Source organism: Streptomyces sp. NPDC086989 (assembly GCF_044745505.1).
Taxonomy (GTDB): Bacteria; Actinomycetota; Actinomycetes; order Streptomycetales; family Streptomycetaceae; genus Streptomyces.
In genome coordinates this window covers 153237-173122 of the sequence record NZ_JBIVAL010000015.1, presented here as the reverse complement: position 1 = coordinate 173122, position 19886 = coordinate 153237, and the positions used below count along the sequence as shown (strand labels likewise).

Genomic DNA, 19886 nt, shown 5'->3' with positions numbered 1-19886 from the left:
GTTCATGCCAAAACTGACAGAACACGTCACCCTTTTCCGGGATCCCGCGCAGCACCCCGACCACAGCGCAAACACCGCTCCGATGTTCAGTTCTGAGGGCTCGGCTTCGGCGCACTTCGGGAGCTCAGCCGCGCCGACCGGCTGTTCACGAACAGTGGCTATTGGAGCGAGGTGCGGGGCGTGGGAAGCGGGACGGGGATCAGCTGCCATCCCTGGTCCGGACCGCCGTCGGGGTCGTCCTGCATTCCCGTGCGGTCGCGGGCGGTGAGGGGGGGAATGGGCGGAGTCACAGCACTACTGGGTATTCGTTGCGGCGATCGACATGGACAGGCCGTCGGTGAGCCATCGGTGCGCCACGGTCATGTTCAGGACGCGCCCGCCCGTGGCGGTGCCGACCAGAGCCCAGTACCGCTCCAGTCGGGGGTCGAAGCCGGATGACCGTGACACCAGTCCGTGGAGGTGTGCGCGGAAGGCGGGGGTATCCGACTCCCGTCGGGCTCGCGCGTGGGCGGATACGAATGCGTCCACCGCGTCGCCGGCACCGGGCGGCAGGCCGTGGGCCAGAGCGTCGGCCGTCAGCGTGGCGGCTTCGTCGATCTCCGCGTAGAAGGCCGGGCCGTCCCTCACCTCTTCCTCGTGATCCTGGGTCCAGCGGGTGAAACCGGGCGTGGAAATGAGCAGATGCAGCTCGGCGTAGGCCAGGGCCGAGGCGGGGACAGGGGCCTGCGGTGGGGCGGGGGCCAGCATGGCGACCATGATGTCGAGTCGAGGCTTGGGCATGGCCGCGGACAGCTCGCGGTACCAGTGATCAGTGAGCGTGCAGTGCGCCTCCGGCAGCCGTTGCACGCGGGAGAGTATCTCCAGGCGCCGGAGCCGTTCCTCGCCCGGGCAGTCGTCCAGTGCCTTGAGCGTGGCCTCGCGCCACCGTAGTTCGGACAGTCGCTCCTGCACCGCTTCGAGTTCGGTTGCCACCAGTTCGCCGAGTGTGCACTCCCCCGTGACCACCTGGGTGATCGTTGCGATCGGGGTGTCCAACGCCCGCAGTCGTCTGATGAGCCGGATCCGCTCCCACGCCTCGGGGCCGTAGCGCCGATGACCGCCGGTGCTGCGAGCGGCCACCGGCAGCAGACCGCTGTCGGAGTAGTAGCGGAGCGTTTTGACGGGAAGGCCCGTTGCGGCCGCGAGTTCACCGATGCTCCACGTGTCTTGCGTCACAGTCCCTTGAACCTCCAGTGCGCGGGAGGTTCTAGCGTATTGATCGCCGGCGGGTCGGTCCGCACCTTTCTCGCAGCTCAGATCTTGTGCCGTCTTGCCTGGACCGGTGTGGCCACGCCACGGCGTCCCGTGGCTTCCCGTCCCGTTCCGCCCCCGACCAAGAACGGTGGTACTTATGCCCCCGACCATGTCAGCACCGCGTCCGTACCGAAAGGCCGGACTCCGCGTGGCGCTCCTCCCCCTGCTGTGCGCGGTGGCGCTGGTGTCGGCCACCGCCGCACCCGCGGCCGGCGCAGGCCCCGGGTCCCCTGATTCCCAGAGGCAGGACCGTACGGTCGTACGGACGGAGCAGGGCCTGGTACGGGGTGTGGCCCACGGCTCGTACACCACCTTCGACGGCATTCCATACGCCGCGCCCCCGACCGGACCGCTGCGCTGGCGTGCCCCCGTGCCCGCCCCTGCGTGGCAGGGTGTCCGGGACGCGACGAGGCCGGCTGAACGGTGTGTGCAGATGCCGCCACCGGGTGCGGGCAGGGTCACCGGCTCGGAGGACTGCCTCTACCTCGACGTCACGGTGCCGGCGGCCGAGCCGGCAGCGAGGAAGCGGCCCGTGATGGTGTGGATGCACGGCGGTGCGTTCCTGGGCGGTTCCGGCAGTGACTACAGCGCCGAACGTCTCGCGGTGCAAGGTGACGCCATCGTCGTCACGGTCAATTACCGGTTGGGGATCTTCGGTTACTTCGGCCACTCCGGGTTGGGCGCCGCCCCGCCGTTCGGCTTGGCGGACCAGCAGGCCGCCCTGCGCTGGGTGCGGGCGAACGCCGGGCGTTTCGGCGGCGATCCGCGCAGTGTCACGCTGTTCGGTGAGTCCGCAGGCGCCCTCAGCATCTGTGCCCACCTCACCTCGCCGACAGCCGCCGGACTCTTCCAGCGGGCCGTCCTCCAGAGCGGTTCCTGCCTCACCTCCTTCCCGCGCGGCGCGCTCGCCCCCGGAACACCGGCGTACGAGCCGTTCGCCTCACAGGCGGATGTGCAGGCGGCCGGTGCGGAAGCCGCCCGGCAACTGGGCTGTACCGAGGGCGGCAGCGACGAGGTTCTGGCGTGCCTGCGCGGGCGGAGCACGGATCGTCTCGCCACCGCACAGCTGATGCAGTCCTTCAACCGGCCCGCCTTCGGCAACGGGCTGCTGCCCGTGGCACCTGCCCAGGCGTTGGCGTCGGGACGCTTCCACCGCCTGCCGGTCATCCTGGGCACCAACCACGACGAGATGCGGATGTTCGTCGGCCTGTCGCTCGCCGCGTTCCCGATCCACACCGAGGACGACTACCGAGCCCGCTTGACGGAGGCCTTCGGGGCCGCCGCCCCGGCCGTCGAGGCACGGTATCCGGCAGCACACCATCCCTCACCCGCGCTGGCTTGGGCGGCGGTGCTGACCGATCGGTCCTTCACGTGCACCACGCTGGCAGCCGGCCGGGCCATCGCGGGGCACGCCCCCGGCCTCCCCCTCTACGGCTACGAGTTCAACGATCCGCACGCTCCCGTCCTCGCCGGCCTGCCGGCGAACCCGGACTTCCCCTACGGCGCGGCGCACGGCTTCGAGATGCCGTTCCTGTTTGCCCCGTTCCCCACCGAACGACCGCTGAACGAACTCGAGCGCGCCCTGTCGGACCGGATGGTCGGCTACTGGACGAACTTCGCCCGCACCGGAAACCCGAACACCACCGACGCCCCGCTCTGGCCCGCCCTCCGCGCTTCCTCACCTCACGCGCCGTCGGTGCAGTCACTAGCTCCGGAACCGGGCGGGATCCACCCTGTCGACGTGTATTCCGCACACCAATGCTCGTTCTGGGACCGCCTGTCCCAGTGAGGGCGTCGCCCGCCTGCACCGCCTCATCCAGGGCGCCGACGGCGCAGGTGGCGGAGGTCGGCGAGGCCGAAGGGCTTGCGTGTGCTCGCCTCGGTCGCCGATGCCACCAGCAGGGCTTCGATCGCTTTCTCCTCCAGCGACGCCTCACCGGTCACGCGGCGCAGGCACAGCGAGAGGATGCCCAGGGTTCGTAGCTGCGCCAGCCACTCGGGGCAGTCCGGCGGGAGCAGGGAGACGAGTTCCGTCTGGATCTCGACCACCCGCCGAAGGACGGTGTTGTCGTGCAGTTCCTGGACGCCGCCGTAGAGCGCCTCGGCCACCTGCTGGCGGAGCCTTATCTGCCAGCCCAGCGAGATGTGGGGGAAGGACGGGGCGGCCAGTACCTCCTCGGCGGCTGCCGACAGGACGGCGAGCCGCTCCCCCGTGGGGTTCCGCGTGAACGCCTCCTTCGCCTTCTCCATCCGTGCCACGACGGGGTCGAGGTCCGCTTCGGCGCGGCGACGGGTGGGTTCGCGCGCGGCGGCGGGCGGATCGGGCCGCAGGGTGTCCGGCCACGGCTTGGCCTCGAAGTTGTGCAGGACCCGCATGACGTCCCGGACCATCGCGTGCGAGGTGTAGAAGTCCTCGGGGGCGGTCACCAGGCGGAAGCGGACCTCGTCGCGCTGTTTCAGCAGTGCCCGTGCGGCACGTTCGGCGGTCACGCGGGCCGTGGGGACGATGAGGACGGGTGAGGAACTCTCGGGCCGCAGCAGGAGGTACGCCACGTCGTCGAGGTCGGAGTACGCCACCATCATCGTCACCGGGCCGCGTTCCGCGTCGAGGCCGAGCACCGGCAGCTCGACGAGCAGGGCACGGTGCGGGGTCCGGTGCTGGAGGAGGACGACCCGCCGCCGGGCGGCGAGCCGGTGGTCGCCCGTCAGCACTCCGGCGAGGTCGCCACCGCCGTCACGCACGCACAGGGTGGTGCCCTGGTCGAGTTCGCCGAGCCATTCCCGGAACCAGAACGGTGACAGGTGGCAGGCCCGCTGTTCCTGCCAGGGCGAGGTGAACCACAGGGCCGTGTCTCCCGTCTGCAGCCACATCGGTTCCGCGCCGACCGGCTCCATCCCGGGGACGGGGACGGGCAGTGCGTTGTGCAGCACGTCGACCAGGGGGTAGCCGTGGAGTTCGTCGGTCGGGGGGTTGAAGTCCATCCGACCACGGGTGGCCGTGGTCGGGGTAAGAACGACCGACAGCAGGGCCGGGTGGAGGCCGGGCATGTTGAGCACCGGCATGGCCCACAGGCCGGCGAGTGTGTCCCGGTCGTGCTGCGGCAGGGTGGTTTCGCAGAGCAGGGGCCCGATCACGTTCTCCACGAGCCCCTCCACCCACGCGGGGGTCGCGACGTCGGCGGGGAGGCTGCCGTACTCGAGGGGTTCTCCGTCGAGGCGTACGTGGGAGAGCAGGCCGGCGGTCTCCTCGGGGCTTGCGTCCGCCGCCTGGCGCAGGTCCTCGTCGGGCAGTTGCCCCAGGGCGCGGCACAGGGCCGGGAAGCGACGGTCCGGCCGGTTGCGTGGGACGCGAAGCCAACGCTCGGCCCGTTTCGGCCGGTGGAGTCTCTGCGGCTGCCACGCTTCCAGGATGGGGACGGCGAGTGCGAGCTTGCCCAGGGTGAGGGCGAGCTTTTCCCGGGATGCAGGGGGCAGGTCGCGGGTGCGCAACCATTCCAGGGCGTCGGCGGCATCGAGGTAGGGCTGGGGATGCCGGGCCCGGTAGGCCGCCATGGCGGCGGGCTCGACGGCGAGGCCGGGCAGGAACGTCGCCACTGCTTCGTGGGTGAACCGGGACGCCTGGATCGTGGCAGCGAGCAGCCGGGCGCACCGGTCGCGGAGGGGTCCGGGCTCGTAGGGTTCCATGGCGGACGGGCTCAGGACGAGCTGCGTCCAGCCCAGTGGGGTGGTCCTGAGCAGGACGTCGTGCACGGACTCGTGCGCCAGGATGTCGGTGAGCGAATCGCCCTTGATGATGCGGTCGATGCTGACAAGGATGCGGCCGCCCCGGCAGAGCCCGGCCCAGTCGCGGCTGAAGTCCAGCAGGCGGGTGGCGGAGTCGGTGCGGATGCTGGGGTCGGAGGGGACGTGGGAGGGGCGGGTCATCGCGGGCCTTTCAGCGTGCGTCGTCCTCGCCGGGTGCGGCGGGCGGCCGGGCCGGCTCGTGCTCGCGTTCGTGCTCGTGCTCGCGTTCGTGCTCGTACGGGAAGGAGGTGAGCGGTACCCCCTGTGCCCAGAACCGGGTGACCAGGCCGTTCAGGACCCTTTCGGCGTCGGAGTCCGGGGGCAGGGGCAGGTGCAGGGCGGTCAGGAGGTCGAAGCGGTGCAGGTCGAAGGCGGCCGAGAGGGTCTCGGCGTAGCCGAGTGCCGCCGCCACGGCTGCGCGGTAGGCCACCCAGGCCACCAGGAGGAAGACGGCCGGGCTCGCCTGCCACCAGCCGTTTCCGCCGAGGACGAGGGGGACGCTGAGCAGACCGGTGGCGCCCGCGGTCGCGCTCATACGGCAGGCCAGGTCGAGCTGGTCGCGCCGGTCGTCGACGACGGCCCGGAGCCCGTCGCCGAGCAGCGGGTAGAGCCGGGGCCACCACACCACGGCGTCCGCCCCGTACGCGGCGCCCGCCGTCGCCTCCCCGGCCCGCAGGGTGTTGCCGAGCGCCGTGGGCAGCAGGGGCACCTGGGGCGGCGGGAAGGTCCGCGCCAGCTGCCAGGCGGCCTCCAGGATCCGCTGCCGTTCGGCGTCGGTGAGCTGGGAGGTGGGGACCACGGCCGAGCGGGCCAGGCGGTCCCGGGCCCATGTCTGGATCTTCACCGCGCACCAGGCGGCGGGGCGGGCCAGGCGCGGCCAGTACCCCTCCAGCAGCCGGACGAGCGGCCCCTGGAGGGGATGGAGGAGGACGGCGACGAGCAGTGCGCCCAGGGCCAGGCCGACGAGCGCCACGCCCGACAGGCCGTGCAGGCGCGTCAGCGCCCGGGACACATCGATGGCGCCCCCGGGCCCGCGGGCGGCGAGGAGCAGTCCGAGGTAGGACAGGGCCGCGTAGGTGGGCAGGTAGCCGACGAGCGCGAACCGCGAGGCGGCCAGCTGGGTCACGCCCGTCGCGAGCGGGGCGGGCATGCTCACCGCCCGGCTGTCTCGTAGGGTTCCAGCGGCGCGTGGTGGGCCGGGCAGGCCGGCAGGACGGCCGGGTAGCGGGCCATCAGCACGGTCGTGTCCCCGTGCGGGCAGCGGAACCCCAGCAGCGCCCAGGACACGGGCAGTCCGGGGAGGGTGGCACCGTCGCCGGTGCCGAGGGCGAAGCCGCCTTGGGTCTCGTCGCGGTCCGCGCCGCTGTTGCCGTCGTCGTCCCTCCCACCGCCGGCCTCCAGCCGCACGTCCTCGTCCCCGCGGGCGTCCACCCACCGGAACGACTCGCCGCCGAGCGCGATCAGCACTGCCCGCACCCCGGTCGGCGCCGTACGCAGGAGCTGGCGTGCGATATCGGCGTCGCCCTCCCCGAGTTCACCGGGAAATCCGCCCCGGCGCACCCACACCATCACGTCGTCGGCCTGCTCCCCACGGACGGTCCTCATGCGGGTCCCCTCCCCCTCGGCCGCTCGCGGCCGGTACGAAGACCACATGATGCAGGGGCGGTTCGGCCCCTGTCCGGCTGTTGACGGCACTGCTGCGGATCCGGCGCAGGGTGGTGACAGGACAGCGACCACTCACCCGCACAGAGGCACGCGGCTCGACCAGGTGTACAGGAGGCTGCGCGCGGCCGGTAATGAGGATCTGAGACCGTGCATTTCCCGGGCAGCCCGTCGCCCCAGCTGATTGTGGCGATGCGCCCGTTGGCCGAATCGTCCAACGGAGCACCGGCTATTGCGGTGACAGCGAAGGTTCAACGGGTTCGCTGGCCGCTGCGACCACTGGACTGGTTGGATTACGGCCGACAGTGAGGTGGTCGGTCCGGGGGTGCAAGGTTTCCCCGCGATCCTGCGTCGGGAGGGCACATGCAGCGCGGCGAGGTCTGGTTGGCGGACTTTGACGAGGGGCGGCCGGTAGTGCTGCTGTCAGGAGACGAAGGGTCCGGGTTCCGGGCGATGCAGGTCGTCGCTCCTGCAGGGACCGAGATAAGCGGTGTGGCCGTCGAGGTGGCAGTGGGGGCGCCCGAGGGGCTGCATCTCGAGGGCGTCCTTCGAGTGGCGCTGCCACGTCCCGGTCTTGTCCCGTGCACTTGGCTGGTCTCGCTGGCCCAGGAAGACCTGACCGAGCGGGTGGGAGTCTTGTCGTCAGCAAAGCTCGGCGAGATCGATGATGCCCTCCGTGCCGGCGGACTCGAGCAGGCGGCGTACCAAGCTGCTTGATCAGGCAACGAGCGGGGGCCAGCCTCCCCAGCGAAGGCCTCTCGCTGCGGATGCGGGCGCGTTCCTTGCACTGGGCGGCCAGGTCGGCCGCCTGCTCGCCCTGCCGTGCACCGGCTACCCGGACTACCGAGACGAGTGGCGATCCGACCCGGTTTGTTGCACCAGTTGCAAAAGTGGCGCCTGTGCCGCTTTCTGGCCTCACCGGCGTGCCTGGCACCGAAGCCCCGCCCAGCGGGGGGCGGTTCGTATGTCACAGGTCAGTCACTCTGCACCTGCACCCGGCCCTTGGGCGGCCACCATGCCCTGATGCGCACACACCACACCATCACCCTGCTCACCGCCGCCAGCTTCCTCGCCCTCACCGCCTGCAACCCGCAGGCCACCGACACGAATCCCGGCACACCACGCACCAGCGCGACCGCCCCCACCAAGGCCGCACCCTCGAAGGGCCCGGCCAAGACCGCCACCCTGCCCAACCTCGTCGGCAAGGGCCTCCAGACCGCCCAAGACGAAGCCCAAGCCGCCGGCTTCTACACCCTGAAGTCGCACGACGCCCTCGGCCGCGACCGGCTCCAAGCTCTCGACCGGAACTGGAAGGTCTGCTCCCAGACCCCGGCTGGCGGCAGCAGCCTCGACACAGCCACCACCATCGACTTCGGCGCGGTCAAACTGGAAGAGGCCTGCGCCGCCACCGACGCCCCCGCGCCGAAGCCCGCCGGCGACACCATGCCGAACTTCGTCGGCCAGGGCATGAAGGCCGTGCGCAGCGCGCTCCCGTCCAACGCGTCCATCACCGTGAAGGACGCGGTGCAGAGCCGCATGGTCCTCCAGGAGTCGAACTGGAAGGTGTGCAGCCAAAACCCGGCCGCTGGCACCGCACTCGCCGGCCAGCCCGTGTCCTTCACCGTCGCCAAGACCGACGAGACCTGCCCCTGAATCAGACGTGGGTCCTACCGCCGACGCGGGGGCACTCAGGCCCACCGTCTTCGGAGCCGGAGCAGCTGCCGGGGCTGCCGGGGCAGGTTGCCGGGGTGGGGGTCACGGTCGGGGAATCCAGCGGTCCGGGAGGACAGGAGAGAGGCTGCGGGCACTGCGGCGCCGGCTCCACCGCCCAGTGACTTCCGGGTCACGAATGCGGCCGCGCTCAAAGTCCGCGCCCGAAGGACCCGGCGAAGGGTCACCACTGCCACGCGGCCAGCTCGGTGATGCTCGCGTCGCGTTCTGCCGCGCGGGCGCAGGCTACTCGCCTCCGGCAGAGGACACTGGACCCATGAGCGAGCACCGCTTCACCCTGGACAACACCGGCGTCACCATCGCCCCGGCAGCTGACCGCCCACCCCACTACCTGCACAACCTCCGATACAAAAAGCCGACGGAGGCGACCCAGACCAGCGCCGAGGGGCACACCCTGCGCGCTCGGTCCGACCTCACGGTGGTCACCTGTGCCTGCGGCCTCAGGACCCCGGCGCTCCCGAACGACGACGCGCGACTCGCTTACGAGGAGCACCGCAACGAGATCCGTGACGAAGTGGCCTCAGCACCGGCTCAGCGGCCACTCGCGCCGCCGACCGAGGCCTGCGGCCCCCGTGATGTTATTCGCGGTCCGGCAACGGGACCGCTGGCCTCCGGGCCCGGTACGACTGTGTCCCCTCTGTCGAATGGATGACCTGGGGGGTGTCGCCGGGCCCGCCAGGTGCCGTCGGAGACACTGATGAGAGACCCGGCCACCGTCCGCGGCCTGGTGCAATGCCGGGCAGCTCGCGGGCGGCAGGTCTGCAGAACGTGGATGCGCGGCTCAAGGCCGAGTGGCGAACACGCCCCCAAAGGCGGACCGGTAGCTCAAACTCGCCGTGTTCCTCTCCGCCTTGCCTGCATGAACGCCGACCTGGCCCCCCATACGACCGGCAACGAGCACGAGGCAAAACACACATCCAGGCACTCCTGCGACTCGCCCGCCAACGCATCAGCGTCCTCTTCGCCATGCTCCGCGACGGTACCTTCTACGCATCCAGAATCCCCACTGCCACCCTCACCGCACGACCACCACAAACAGCCTCATACCCGGTACCGCGTCCTTGACGAAAGACGATAGAGACACCCCCCAGCTTCATCGCTTCCATCCCGGCCGCCCGGCGGCCTGCGCCCGCTGCGTGACCCGGACGCGGGCGGGCTCGGACTCGACGAGGGAGACGAGGAGTAGGGGGCGCGGGCTAACCGGTGATGGCTGGTCCGGACGGGATCGGGTTCTGCTGTGATTGGGCGACGGGGAACATCACGCCGGTGAGGTCTTCGGAGACGGCCCACAGCCGTCGCTGGACGGCTGTCTCGTACGACTGCGCGCTGGAGGTGGCCAGCTGAGGGTGACCCTTGACGAGTCCGTGCCCCACAGGTGCGGCACCTGGGCTGCGAGGTCGTTCCCGGCCTGCTGTGGTGATCGTGTCTGACCGCGGACCTGGTTCACGCTCAGTGGCGGTGCCTGACCGGCTCTCCGAGCAGCTCCGTCAGCTCCCCCTCGACGGCGGCGAGCAGTGTCGCGCCCCAGACGGTCAGTGTCTGTTCCCAGGGGTGTCCGAAGGTGCCCAGGCGCAGGTCATCGGTGAGGTGGAGGTAGTAGTCGCCATTGGGGTACGTGCCCTCGCCGGGCCGGGGCGGCCGTCCGGGGAGGTCGGTGCGGCGGGGGTCGTAGCGGTAGCCGTTGTGCTGCCAGTCCAGCCAGTACACGAACTCCCCAGGTTGGGTGGCGGCGAGGAGTCCTCGGCGCACGATCGCGTCGAGTTCCGCGGGGAGGTCCGGGACGAGGCGGTGGTGGGAATGCAGGTTCCAGACGGCTGAAGGGGAGGGATCTGTGATCGCGGGCCGGTATGTGGTGCTCGGCTTGAAGTCGAAGTCCGCGTAGAAGCGGTCCCACAGCGGGCCGTCTTCGTGGAGCCAGTCGAGGAATTGTGCGGGACGGGTCGTCTCGGGGGCGTCCGGCGGGCTCCAATGGTAGGAGCGGACGGTGGCGGCCTCGCTGAACCCGGCCTCCAGGAGCCGCGCGCGCAGAAGCCCGTCGGCCTCCGCGAGGAGGGCTGTGCCCCGCCAACGCCTGCGCCATCCGTCGGTGCAGGCCTTGACGAAATCCGCGTCGTCGCGGGTCAGACCGCCCACGACGGCGAAGGGGGAGCCTTCTTCGGCGTGCATCCAGGCGACGGCGACGACGAGGCCGTCCTCCAGCAGGACCTCGATGAACACGTCACCGTCATCCGAGGCGCCGTCCGCGATCATCTCCGCGTAGGGCATCGCGTGGGGTCCCGGGGACCCGACGGCGACCTGCCGTGCCCGCTCGGCCTGATCCCGCACGCCGTACAGGTTGTGCACCCCCTGCCGGGGCAGCTCCGCCGGACGGTCGGCCACCTCAACGGGCGGGGTGCCGCGGTCCTCGTCGCGCAGGGGGCCAGCGATCAGCACAGAACGCTCCCAGCCCGCGGTGAATCCAGCAGCCGTCAGCGCCGGCTCCAGCTCCGGCGAGTCGTGCCCGTACACCTTCCACTCCACCGGCTCACCGCGTTCGGCGAACGCCTCCTGCTGGACGCGCACCAGCACGGCGATGTCCGTCCCGGACACGAGGGGGGCGTGCTCGACGGCGCCATGAGTCCCGTAGTGCCGGCGCACGACCGGCCCGTCGGCGTCGACCACCACGCCGACCGGATGCCACGCAGGTACCTGGCCCCGCAGCCTGTTCCACTCCGCCCACCGCTCGCACAAATCCATGATCGGAGCTTAGGCGGGCTGAATGACACTCCGGCGACCGGGCTCTGGACGGCTGTACCGGGGCCCGTCTCCACCATCCAAGCACCCATTGACATTCAGAGCAGTCACCAGGCTAAAGCCGGTCTCTGCACGGCCGGACTCTGGCCGCCGCTGCCGTCTGGGTGCGCCAAGGCCGTGTCGCTGCCGTAGCGCCAGCGCCCGACGACGTGCTGGCTGAACACGGTGTCTGCGAGGCCGGCTTGCTCCCCCCTCCCCCCGATGATGCGGTCCAGCTCGCATTCTGTACCTACTAGTATGTACACTGCCTTCATGAGCACTCAGGACCGACTGATCGAGTCCGCCCGCGAACTGCTCTGGGAGCGCGGTTACGTGGGCACCAGCCCCAAGGCGATCCTGGAGCGCGCGGGCGCGGGCCAGGGCAGCATGTACCACCACTTCCAGGGCAAGCCGGATCTCGCGCTGGCCGCGATCCGCCGCACCGCCGAGGAGCTGCGCGCCGCCGCGCAGAGCGCGCTGGAGGGGCCCGGGACGCCGTACGAGCGGATCCGGGCCTATCTGGAGCGGGAACGCGACGTGTTGCGCGGCTGCCCCGTGGGCCGCCTGACGATGGACCCGGACGTGGTAGCGAACGAAGATCTGCGGGCCCCGGTGGACGAGACGATCGGCTGGCTGCGTGAGGAGCTCGCCCGCATCGTCGAAGAGGGCCAGGAGCAGGGCCAGTTCGACCGGTCCCTCGACGCGCGGGAGATCGCCGCGACGGTCCTCGCCACGGTGCAGGGGGGCTACGTCCTGGCCCGCGCATCGGGCTCGCCCGCGGCCTTCGACTCAGGGGTACGCGGTCTGCTCTCCCTTCTTCGACCCGCATCCTGAGGAGTTCCCGTATGCACATCACGACAAAGCGACCCGACACCCTGCAGGGTCCGGCGGAGCACTTCACGGGCACGGTGTGGCTGGACGAGATAGCCGCCCCCGAGTCACCGTCCCGGTTGCGCATGTTCAGCGTGCACTTCGCCCCCGGCGCGCACACCGCCTGGCACCGCCATCCGCGCGGCCAGGTCCTGCACGTCCTGGAGGGCGAGGGACTGGTCCAGCGCGAGGGCGGTGACGTCACGGCGATCCGGACGGGCGACACCGTGTGGATCGAGCCCGGCGAGCGGCACTGGCACGGCGCCGCCCCCGGCACCTTCATGACGCATCTCGCCGTCGTGGAAGCGGCTGAGGACGGCTCGACCGTCGAGTGGCACGAACACGTGGGCAACTACCCCGCCTGAGGAAGGAGCTCACGATGCACGCCATGCAGTACGAGATGACCCTGCCCGCCGACTACGACATGGACATCATCCGCGACCGCGTTTCCCGCCTCGGCCACGCCCTCGACGACTGGGACGGCCTCGGCTTCAAGACGTATCTGATGCGCGAGCGAGGGGTTCACGGTTCGCCGGTCAACCAGTACGCGCCGTTCTACCTCTGGAACACCATGGAGGGGATGAACACCTTCCTGTGGGGAGGCGCCTTCCAGGGTCCCGTCAACGACTTCGGCCGGCCCGACGTGCGGCAGTGGACGGGGCTGGCCTACGAGGAGGGCTCCGCGGCCCGCTCCCCCGCCGTCGCCGCGGTACGCCGGCGACAGCGGGTCCCGGACGCGGTGCCGCTGTCGGAGTTCATGGAGGAAGCAGTGCGCGAAGCGGGGCGGCTGGCGGCGCAGGACGGCGCCGTACTCGCTGCGGCCGCCGTCGACTCGCACCGCTGGGAGCTGGTCCACTTCTCGCTCTGGGACCACCACACGCCCCAGGCCTCGGGCGAGGTCTTCGAGGTGCTGCACGTGTCGGCGCCCGGGAGGCACGAACTGCCGCGCGGACGGCAGTGGTGAGCTCCGTCCGCACGGTCCTCGGAGACGTGCGCCCCGAGGACCTCGGCGTGTGCGACGCCCACGACCACCTCTTCATCCGCAGCCCGAAGCTCCCGGGCCAGGAGCTGGACGACGTCCCGGCCGCGCGCTCCGAACTGGCCGCGTTCCGCGCCGCGGGCGGTGCGAGCGTCGTCCAGTGGACGCCGTACGGCATGGGACGACGGACCGCGGACCTGCCGCCGCTGTCCCGCGCGGCCGGGGTGCACGTGGTGTGCGCGACCGGGCTGCACCAAGCCGCCCACTACGACCCGGAGTTCCTGGGCGCGCTGCGCGGCAGGCTCGCCGACCTCTTCGTCACCGAACTGACCACAGGCATCGGCGCATCGGGCGTCCGCGCCGGGCTCATCAAGGTCGCGGGCGGCTTCCACGCCCTCGACGCGCACGCACGCTGGACGATGGCCGCCGCGGCCGAGGCCCACCACGAGACCGGCGCGCCCATAGCCGTCCACCTGGAGCACGGTACGGGCGCACTCGACGTAATCGACCTGCTGTGTGACGAGCTGGAGGTCCCACCGCACCGGGTACTCCTCGGGCACCTCAACCGCTCCCCCGACGGCGTGGTGCAGCGCCAGGCCGCGGAGGCGGGCTGCTACCTGGCGTTCGACGGGCCCTCACTCGCGCATCACGCCACCGACTGGCGGATGCCCGACGCGGTGAAGGCGCTGGCCGACGCGGGCTTCGGGCATCGGCTGCTGCTCGGCGGGGACACCGTCGTCTCCGGGGCCCGGTCGGTCGACGGCGGCCCTGGGATGCCGTACCTGCTGCGCCGGCTGCGACCACGGCTGGTGGCCACCCTCGGTGCGGAGCTGGTGGACGACATCCTCACGCGGAACCCCGGGCGGGCCTTCGCCGTCGACTGGACCTGAGCCGACCGGTCCGGCTCGACCCGAGGGGCGAAGGCCTACGCTGGTCACCGGTCCGTGACGGGAAGGGGAGCGGGATACGCGGGATACCGCCGCGCTGCGCTGTCGACGCGTAACAGAGGGACGGTATGGCCGACAGGGGGGCGTCGGCCCGCGCGTCACGCGCTGCTCGGTATCCCTGCGTTCGCGAGGATGTCGCGTGCGGGCAGCACCGTGCTCTGGGCGGCGGTGAGGCCGGAGGCTGCCAGATGGGCGTCCACGATCCGAAGGCCGGCCGCATATCCGGCGAAGTCCGGCAGTCCGACAGGCTGGTGCCCCATATGCCGTGCGGTGGCATCGCCGTACACGTACGGGGGCAGATTCTGCATCCCGGCCACATCGATCCCGGCCGCGACCTTCTCGCAGACGTCGTTCAGTTCCGGGCCGGACAGCGCCGTGGTCCATGGGCCCATGGCCGGCTCGCCCGCCAGTTCCCGTACGAACGCCTCGGCCAGCCCCTCGGCCACGACCTGTTCGCCGACCGTGACCGTCATCGGGTCCCAGACCACGTTGGCGTAGCGCACGTTGTGGTGGAGCTCGTGCGCGGCGGCGTAGCCGATCTTCGCCAGGCTGGTCGTGGTGGGCCACATCGTCAGCTGGATCGCCCCGGGGATACCGCCCATGCCGAGATAGCCGGCGTTGCGGACCGTCAGCAGGTCGTCATCGGGATCGCCGAGTACCAGCACGACATGCACGGTCTCGGCGGTCTTGGCTCCGGGCACCGCGCCGCTCAGCCGCTCCCATGCCGCGGCAAGGCAGTCCTCGATCCGGTGCCACACCCCCGCGTCGCGCATCTGATGCAGGGCCGTCAGGTAGCGCGGGTCCTCACGGTCGATCCGGAAGCCGCTGCCCATCGTGTGCATCTGGACCACGTCCACGCCCACCGCGGACATCACGCTGTGCAGAGGGCTGAGCATTTCCCGTAGGGCGTCGGACCGCTCCTCCAGCGGCCGCCGCAGGAGATCGAGCATGGAGGAAGCCGTGTCATGAACAATGATCTTCATGACCTGGGACCGTAGGGCCTCACGCTACGGGAGGGGCAAGTCAGAAGGTCCTGGGCCCTCGTTCCTGCCGGTGCCCACGCTGCCCCGTCCAGCCACAGCGAGCGGTGGCGGGTCGTGGGCGGACAAGCTCCGCACGCATGGCTGAAATTTCTTGCAGAAAATTGCAAGCCGGGCGGAGGACCCGCAAGATACGGGGCATGACGAACCTCAGGACACGCCTGGCGCGCCACGCCGTTCTCACCCTCCTCCTGGCCACCGTCTGGCTCCCCGCCGCTTTACCCGCCGTCGCCGCGTCAGGACCGCAGGCACCGGCTTGCGCCGACTATCACGAGAGTTGGCGCTACACCGACGTCCACAACGGTTGCGGCGACGCCGTGGCTCTCACCGTCACCTATGTCAACGGACAGGAAGCCCCGTGCCGCCTGATCGACCCCGGCGGCTGGGCGACGTTCGCCGGCTACGGAACCAACGGCAACCACGTCACAGGACTGCAGACATGCGAACCTGCGCCCGCCACAGCCCTCGGGCCCGCCTCGCTTGCCGACCATCCGGCCAGGCCATAGCCGTCCGCCGCCGGAGCACGGGCACGACAGGCTCCGCCCACGCTCCTGGCCCGCGTGCGGCACAGACGGGGTCACGGTCGAGCAGGAACGGGCCGTTCGGTGGTGCCCGGACTGGTCGATCGACTGGCAGCCATTACGCAGGCGTGCAGGCGCTGGTGACTGCGGGCCGGGCCGCTGGGGACGAGATCGTGCCCGCGGCGACCTGGCACCGAGCGGATGTCGGGCGGTGGCTGGATCGGCAGCGCAGGATGGGCCGACCTGAACGCGGCGCAGTGGAAGCGGCTGGGTGTTCTCGGGGCGAGCGCGTGAGCCGGCCGCCGCGGCGTCGGCGGGCGGCGGCCGGCGGGCGCCGGGCAGCGGCGTGGGAGCACGATCCCGCCGCACCGCGCGCGTATCTCCAGATGCCCGGCAAACCCGACCGCCTCCGGGTGAAGCGGGACAGCCTTGCCTGGTGCGACATGCCGGCGGACGACGGCCTTGGTGCGGTCGTAGACGATCCACATGGGCACCCCTCTGATATGCGGGTCTCGCTGCAACGCTGAGAAACCGGTTGGGGCTCACTGTGGGGTGGGACAGGATGTCGGGCGTGATCCTGAAGTATCCCTGTGTGTGCTGCGGCCGTCTGACAATGGGCGAGCCGCCCGGCTCGTATGAGATCTGCCCGGTGTGCTTCTGGGAGGACGACGCCCTGCAGCTGCGCTGGCCCGACTGGGCAGTGGGCGCCAATCGGACCTCGCTGGTCAAGGCGCAACAGAACTACCAGGCATTCGGGGCCTGTGATGAGCGGTCCGTGGAGCATGTCCGCCCGCCGGGGGACGACGAGCCGCAGGATCGGAGTTGGCGGCCTATCGATCCCGAGCGCGACCACTTCGAGCCCCAGGGCGTTCAGCTGGCCGTGTGGCCAGTCGATCAGACGGTCCTTTACTGGTGGCGCTATCGGAACACGGGTTTCTGGCGTCCCGCGGTCGGATGACTGTCATCCGGCCCGTTCGTCGAATCGGGCCAGGAGGCCGTCGAAGTCTCCTCGCGGGCGACCTGGCCCTTGGCCGCCACGTCGTCCCGCCGACGTTCGAGGGTCGGGCGGAACTCGATTGTGGTGACGAAGAACGTGCACGACTCACAGATCAACTCGAAGTGGCAGTCCGTCTCGACCGGGCGAGCGCAGTAGCCGTTGCCGGGCATCTGGCGGTGCATTTCCCGGCGGAGCTCTCCCCTCTCCGGACCCTCGGCTTCGGCCGGCGGTCGGCGTGGAGCGTCGTAGAGGGCCTCGACCTTCTCCGAGTCGGCGAAGTACTCGTCCGCGACAGTGCGGTCGGCGATCCACGCGAACACGCGTCATGGACAACGACCGGTGACCGAGAGCAGTGCGGCGATGGCCTCGAGGGACATGTCCTGGTTGATCGCCCGGGTGGCCAAAGCGGCAGCCAGCAACTTCGCGGCTGCGGCGTCGTCGAGGAATCGGGGCAGTGGTTCGTCCGCGATCAGGAAGTCGCTGTCCTCGTCCAGGCAGCGGAAGAAGCCGCGCAGCAATAGCGTCGATCAGCGGCGCGACGTCGTCCACCATCCGTCCACGAGCGTTCCCGCCCGATGCCCGACGAGGCGGAGAGACCGGGCCTGTCCCTCGGACGTGGCCGAGCACGTTCACCACGCGTACGCCCACACGCCATCTAGGCACCGGAGTCCGGGCGGCCGGCATGGGCGAACTGGTCGACGATGGCGGCGCAGAAGGCCGGCAGGTCCGCGGGCGACCGGCTCGAGGTGAACTGGCCGTCGATGACGACCTCCTCGTCGACGACCTCGGCTCCTGCATTACGCAGATCCGTGCGGATGCTCGGCCACGAGGTGAATCGGCGTCCGCGCACGACATCGGCCTCCACCAGCGTCCACGGGCCGTGGCAGATCGCGGCCACGGGCTTCCCCGAGTCCACGAAGGCCTTGACGAAGCCGACGGCGTCCTTGTTGACACGGAGCTGGTCGGGGTTCATGGTGCCGCCGGGCAGCAGCAGGGCGTCGTAGTCGTCTGTGGAGGCGTCCGAGACGAGCCGGTCGACGGGGAGGGTCCCTGCCGAGTCCAGGTCCCCCTGGCGGGCCTGGATGTCGCCGGGACGGATGGAGAGGACCTCTGTCTCCGCCCCGGCGCCGAGCAGGGCGCCACGCGGCTGCTCGAGCTCGACCCGCTCGACGCCGTCGGCCGCCAGGATCGCGACCTTCCGACCGCGGAGTTCATGTGCCATCGTACTCATCCCTTCAGTGAAAGCTGATGAGGGCTGCCGCCCGGACCCAGCGTGGACGTGACGCGCGCCATGGGCTTGAAGTGGCTTGCAGTGTCACAACCAGCGAATTCATGGCTTGAGTTCACGAGCGAATGCAGATCCGGCTTGCCGACTAGCGCGCGTCCAGGGGGTCCGCCGTCCGCCCTACCGGGCCGGACGCCGTTCGCCGGCCCGGTAGGCCGGACGCCGTTCGCCGGCCGGATATGTCCTTGCGGGCGGCCGAGCAGGCGGACGGCGACCCCGGGGCTCTTACCGCTTGCGGCCGTTGCCGTGTCCGTCGGGATGCAGGACGACCTTGGTCCAGCCTTCGTCACGGGCGTCGAAGTGCTCGTAGGCGGTGGGGGCCTCGTCCAGGCTGAGCTCGTGGGAGACGACGAAACTCGGCTTCGCCTTCCCGCCGGCGATCAGGTCCCGCAGCGCCCGGTTGTACCTCTTGACCGGCGCCTGCCCGGTCCCCATGCGCTGGCCCTTGAACCACATCAGCCCGAAGTCGATCGGAACCTTGCCCTGCGCTTCGAGCTCCCCCTGAGCCTCTGCGCCGCCCGGATCCTGGGGCAGGAAGACGCCCACCACGCCGATGTCGCCCGTGAACCTGACCGAGTCGATCAGGCCGTTGAGCGTGAGGCTGGCGTCCTCGTGTCCCTGGGGGTCGTGCGCCTGGTAGCCGACGCACTCGCAGCCGTTGTCGGCGCCCAGACCGAGGGTGGCTTCCTTGACGACCTCCGCCGGGTTCTGTTCGGCGGTGTTGATCGGGATCGCCCCGAGTTCCTCCGCCTTGCGCAGCCGGTCGGGCTGGTGGTCGGCCGTCCAGACGCGGCCGGCGCCCTTGAGGAGGGCAGAGTAGGTCGCCATCAGTCCGACGGGACCGGCCCCGAAGACGATGGTCTGGTCACCGGGCTTGACGTGGGCCATCTCGGTGGCGTGATACCCGGTGGGGAAGATGTCGGCGAGCATCACGTAGTCGGTCTGCCGCTCGGCGGCGTCCTCACCCAGACGCAACGCGTTGAAGTCGCCGTAGGGCACGCGCAGCAGCTCCGCCTGGCCGCCCTGGTAGGGACCCATGTCGGCGAATCCGTAGGCGGCTCCCGCGAGGGCGGTTTCCGGCTGCATGGTCAGGCAGTAGTTGGTCAGACCCTGCTCGCACTGCTTGCAGAAGCCGCAGGCGATGTTGAAGGGCAGGACCACGTACTCGCCGACCTGGACCTTGCGGACGGCCGAGCCGACCTCCACCACCTGGCCCATGTTCTCGTGTCCCAGGGTGCGGCCGGACTCGAACGAGGTGCGGCCCTCGTACATGTGCAGGTCCGAACCGCAGATGTTGGTGGTGGTGATCTTGACGATGATGTCGCAGGGATGTTCGATCTTCGCGTCTGGTACGTCCTTCACTGTGACCGTTCGCGGTCCTTCATATACGGCTGCTTTCATGATGGCTTCCCTCGGTGTCACGGCATGACCGCGGCACGGCGATGATGAGACGGCGCAAAAAGCCTGACTCTCGGAAGTCGCTCGCTACGACGGGTTCCGTGGCTCCGGGCACACGTCTGCGGGTCCGTCCACCCGGATCCGGTGGAACGGTGGTGCCGCCGTCGGCCCGCCAGGCGGAGCTTCGGGCTCCGGCGGCGCACCGTGCGGCTACCCGTCGTCCTCCGACACGAAACAACCACGCACCGATCAACCAGGTCATTCAAGCGAAACTTCCTGGTCAACGGGCGTGGGCCGATCTGAATGACCGCCTGTGCAGCCCCTACCACCGGCACGCCGGCCGGCGGCCGGCGGCCGGCGCGGGGGATCACGCGGCGGACCGCTCAGCTGGTGAGACCGGGGCGCAGCCTTTGATGGCGAGGCGGCGCCCGCGAGCGCAGCCGCGGGCACAGCCCCCGCAGGGTTCACCCAGATGCCATGGCCTTCGCCCCATCTGGCGCCGACGAGGGCCCCGCCGCCGGGGCCGTTCAGATCTGCACGCGTCTGTCGGGTCCATTCGAGTCGAACCAGCGATCCGGACGCTCGTGTGAGCGAGGCCAGGTAACGGC

General features: G+C 70.5%; 21 protein-coding genes and 2 pseudogenes. 11 read left to right on the top strand and 12 right to left on the bottom strand.

Annotated features, from left to right (window positions below):
• Positions 1-294: 294 nt before the first annotated feature.
• Complete coding sequence (locus ACIPK4_RS31350) at positions 295-1215, bottom strand: MerR family transcriptional regulator (protein WP_402318921.1); 921 nt, start codon at positions 1213-1215, stop codon at positions 295-297.
• Between the two features lie 187 nt (positions 1216-1402).
• On the opposite strand from ACIPK4_RS31350, the gene ACIPK4_RS31345 reads away from it, so the two are divergent.
• The gene (locus ACIPK4_RS31345; RefSeq protein WP_402318918.1) at positions 1403-3082 is read left to right on the top strand and encodes a carboxylesterase/lipase family protein; all 1680 of its coding nucleotides are present in this window, start codon (positions 1403-1405) and stop codon (positions 3080-3082) included.
• A gap of 23 nt (positions 3083-3105) precedes the next feature.
• On the opposite strand, the gene ACIPK4_RS31340 is transcribed toward ACIPK4_RS31345, so the two are convergent.
• Genes ACIPK4_RS31340 through ACIPK4_RS31330 form a run of 3 tightly spaced genes read right to left on the bottom strand, consistent with a single transcriptional unit; the run spans position 3106 to position 6681 of the window.
• A complete protein-coding gene (locus ACIPK4_RS31340) occupies positions 3106-5217 on the bottom strand; it encodes a hypothetical protein (protein ID WP_402318916.1) in 2112 nt (703 codons plus the stop codon).
• Positions 5218-5227: 10 nt separating this feature from the next.
• Positions 5228-6232: a hypothetical protein gene (locus ACIPK4_RS31335; RefSeq protein ID WP_402318913.1), complete on the bottom strand. Its 1005-nt coding sequence runs from the start codon at positions 6230-6232 to the stop codon at positions 5228-5230.
• Positions 6229-6681, bottom strand: a complete 453-nt coding sequence (locus ACIPK4_RS31330; protein WP_402318911.1) for a hypothetical protein — start codon at positions 6679-6681, stop codon at positions 6229-6231. Before ACIPK4_RS31330 ends, ACIPK4_RS31335 begins: the two co-directional genes overlap by 4 nt.
• A gap of 420 nt (positions 6682-7101) precedes the next feature.
• On the opposite strand from ACIPK4_RS31330, the gene ACIPK4_RS31325 reads away from it, so the two are divergent.
• From ACIPK4_RS31325 to ACIPK4_RS31310, 4 genes and pseudogenes are all read left to right on the top strand, one after another.
• Entirely contained in the window at positions 7102-7455 is a 354-nt protein-coding gene (locus tag ACIPK4_RS31325; protein ID WP_402318908.1) for a type II toxin-antitoxin system PemK/MazF family toxin, read from the top strand.
• 306 nt (positions 7456-7761) lie between these two features.
• Positions 7762-8391 carry a PASTA domain-containing protein gene (locus ACIPK4_RS31320; protein WP_402318905.1) on the top strand — a complete coding sequence of 210 codons (630 nt, stop codon included), beginning with the start codon at positions 7762-7764 and terminating at the stop codon, positions 8389-8391.
• Between the two features lie 334 nt (positions 8392-8725).
• Positions 8726-9121, top strand: coding sequence for a hypothetical protein (locus ACIPK4_RS31315; RefSeq protein WP_402318903.1), 396 nt, complete (start codon positions 8726-8728; stop codon positions 9119-9121).
• A 126-nt stretch (positions 9122-9247) separates the two neighbouring features.
• Positions 9248-9534, top strand: a pseudogene (locus ACIPK4_RS31310) (hypothetical protein); the annotation flags it as partial.
• Between the two features lie 131 nt (positions 9535-9665).
• Here ACIPK4_RS31310 and ACIPK4_RS31305 read toward each other — a convergent pair.
• Together ACIPK4_RS31305 and ACIPK4_RS31300 are read right to left on the bottom strand one after the other, a co-directional pair.
• Positions 9666-9842: a hypothetical protein gene (locus tag ACIPK4_RS31305; protein ID WP_402318900.1), complete on the bottom strand. Its 177-nt coding sequence runs from the start codon at positions 9840-9842 to the stop codon at positions 9666-9668.
• Between the two features lie 76 nt (positions 9843-9918).
• Entirely contained in the window at positions 9919-11205 is a 1287-nt protein-coding gene (locus ACIPK4_RS31300; protein ID WP_402318898.1) for a DUF2716 domain-containing protein, read from the bottom strand.
• Positions 11206-11514: 309 nt separating this feature from the next.
• On the opposite strand from ACIPK4_RS31300, the gene ACIPK4_RS31295 reads away from it, so the two are divergent.
• Genes ACIPK4_RS31295 through ACIPK4_RS31280 form a run of 4 tightly spaced genes read left to right on the top strand, consistent with a single transcriptional unit; the run spans position 11515 to position 13980 of the window.
• The gene (locus ACIPK4_RS31295; RefSeq protein WP_402318895.1) at positions 11515-12075 is read left to right on the top strand and encodes a TetR/AcrR family transcriptional regulator; all 561 of its coding nucleotides are present in this window, start codon (positions 11515-11517) and stop codon (positions 12073-12075) included.
• A gap of 11 nt (positions 12076-12086) precedes the next feature.
• The gene (locus tag ACIPK4_RS31290; protein ID WP_402318893.1) at positions 12087-12476 is read left to right on the top strand and encodes a cupin domain-containing protein; all 390 of its coding nucleotides are present in this window, start codon (positions 12087-12089) and stop codon (positions 12474-12476) included.
• A gap of 14 nt (positions 12477-12490) precedes the next feature.
• Entirely contained in the window at positions 12491-13075 is a 585-nt protein-coding gene (locus tag ACIPK4_RS31285) for a DUF4865 family protein (protein ID WP_402318891.1), read from the top strand.
• Positions 13069-13980: a phosphotriesterase gene (locus ACIPK4_RS31280; RefSeq protein ID WP_402318888.1), complete on the top strand. Its 912-nt coding sequence runs from the start codon at positions 13069-13071 to the stop codon at positions 13978-13980. Before ACIPK4_RS31285 ends, ACIPK4_RS31280 begins: the two co-directional genes overlap by 7 nt.
• Positions 13981-14135: 155 nt before the next feature.
• On the opposite strand, the gene ACIPK4_RS31275 is transcribed toward ACIPK4_RS31280, so the two are convergent.
• A complete protein-coding gene (locus tag ACIPK4_RS31275; RefSeq protein ID WP_402318885.1) occupies positions 14136-15020 on the bottom strand; it encodes a DUF2268 domain-containing protein in 885 nt (294 codons plus the stop codon).
• Between the two features lie 197 nt (positions 15021-15217).
• On the opposite strand from ACIPK4_RS31275, the gene ACIPK4_RS31270 reads away from it, so the two are divergent.
• On the top strand, positions 15218-15583 hold the full coding sequence (locus ACIPK4_RS31270; RefSeq protein ID WP_402318883.1) for an alpha-amylase: 366 nt from the start codon (positions 15218-15220) through the stop codon (positions 15581-15583).
• Positions 15584-15978: 395 nt separating this feature from the next.
• Here ACIPK4_RS31270 and ACIPK4_RS31265 read toward each other — a convergent pair.
• Positions 15979-16104: pseudogene (locus tag ACIPK4_RS31265) on the bottom strand (integrase core domain protein); the annotation flags it as partial.
• Positions 16105-16160: 56 nt separating this feature from the next.
• Here ACIPK4_RS31265 and ACIPK4_RS31260 point away from each other — a divergent pair.
• Positions 16161-16556 (top strand): CPCC family cysteine-rich protein, encoded by a 396-nt coding sequence (locus ACIPK4_RS31260; RefSeq protein WP_402318881.1) that lies wholly within the window; start codon positions 16161-16163, stop codon positions 16554-16556.
• On the opposite strand, the gene ACIPK4_RS31255 is transcribed toward ACIPK4_RS31260, so the two are convergent.
• From ACIPK4_RS31255 to ACIPK4_RS31240, 4 genes are all read right to left on the bottom strand, one after another.
• Positions 16517-16915 (bottom strand): hypothetical protein, encoded by a 399-nt coding sequence (locus tag ACIPK4_RS31255; protein WP_402318879.1) that lies wholly within the window; start codon positions 16913-16915, stop codon positions 16517-16519. The genes ACIPK4_RS31260 and ACIPK4_RS31255 overlap by 40 nt on opposite strands.
• A 3-nt stretch (positions 16916-16918) precedes the next feature.
• Positions 16919-17113: a hypothetical protein gene (locus ACIPK4_RS31250; RefSeq protein WP_402318876.1), complete on the bottom strand. Its 195-nt coding sequence runs from the start codon at positions 17111-17113 to the stop codon at positions 16919-16921.
• 137 nt (positions 17114-17250) lie between these two features.
• Positions 17251-17817, bottom strand: coding sequence for a type 1 glutamine amidotransferase domain-containing protein (locus ACIPK4_RS31245; RefSeq protein ID WP_402318873.1), 567 nt, complete (start codon positions 17815-17817; stop codon positions 17251-17253).
• A 288-nt stretch (positions 17818-18105) separates the two neighbouring features.
• On the bottom strand, positions 18106-19281 hold the full coding sequence (locus ACIPK4_RS31240; RefSeq protein WP_402318870.1) for a glutathione-independent formaldehyde dehydrogenase: 1176 nt from the start codon (positions 19279-19281) through the stop codon (positions 18106-18108).
• Positions 19282-19886: the final 605 nt, after the last annotated feature.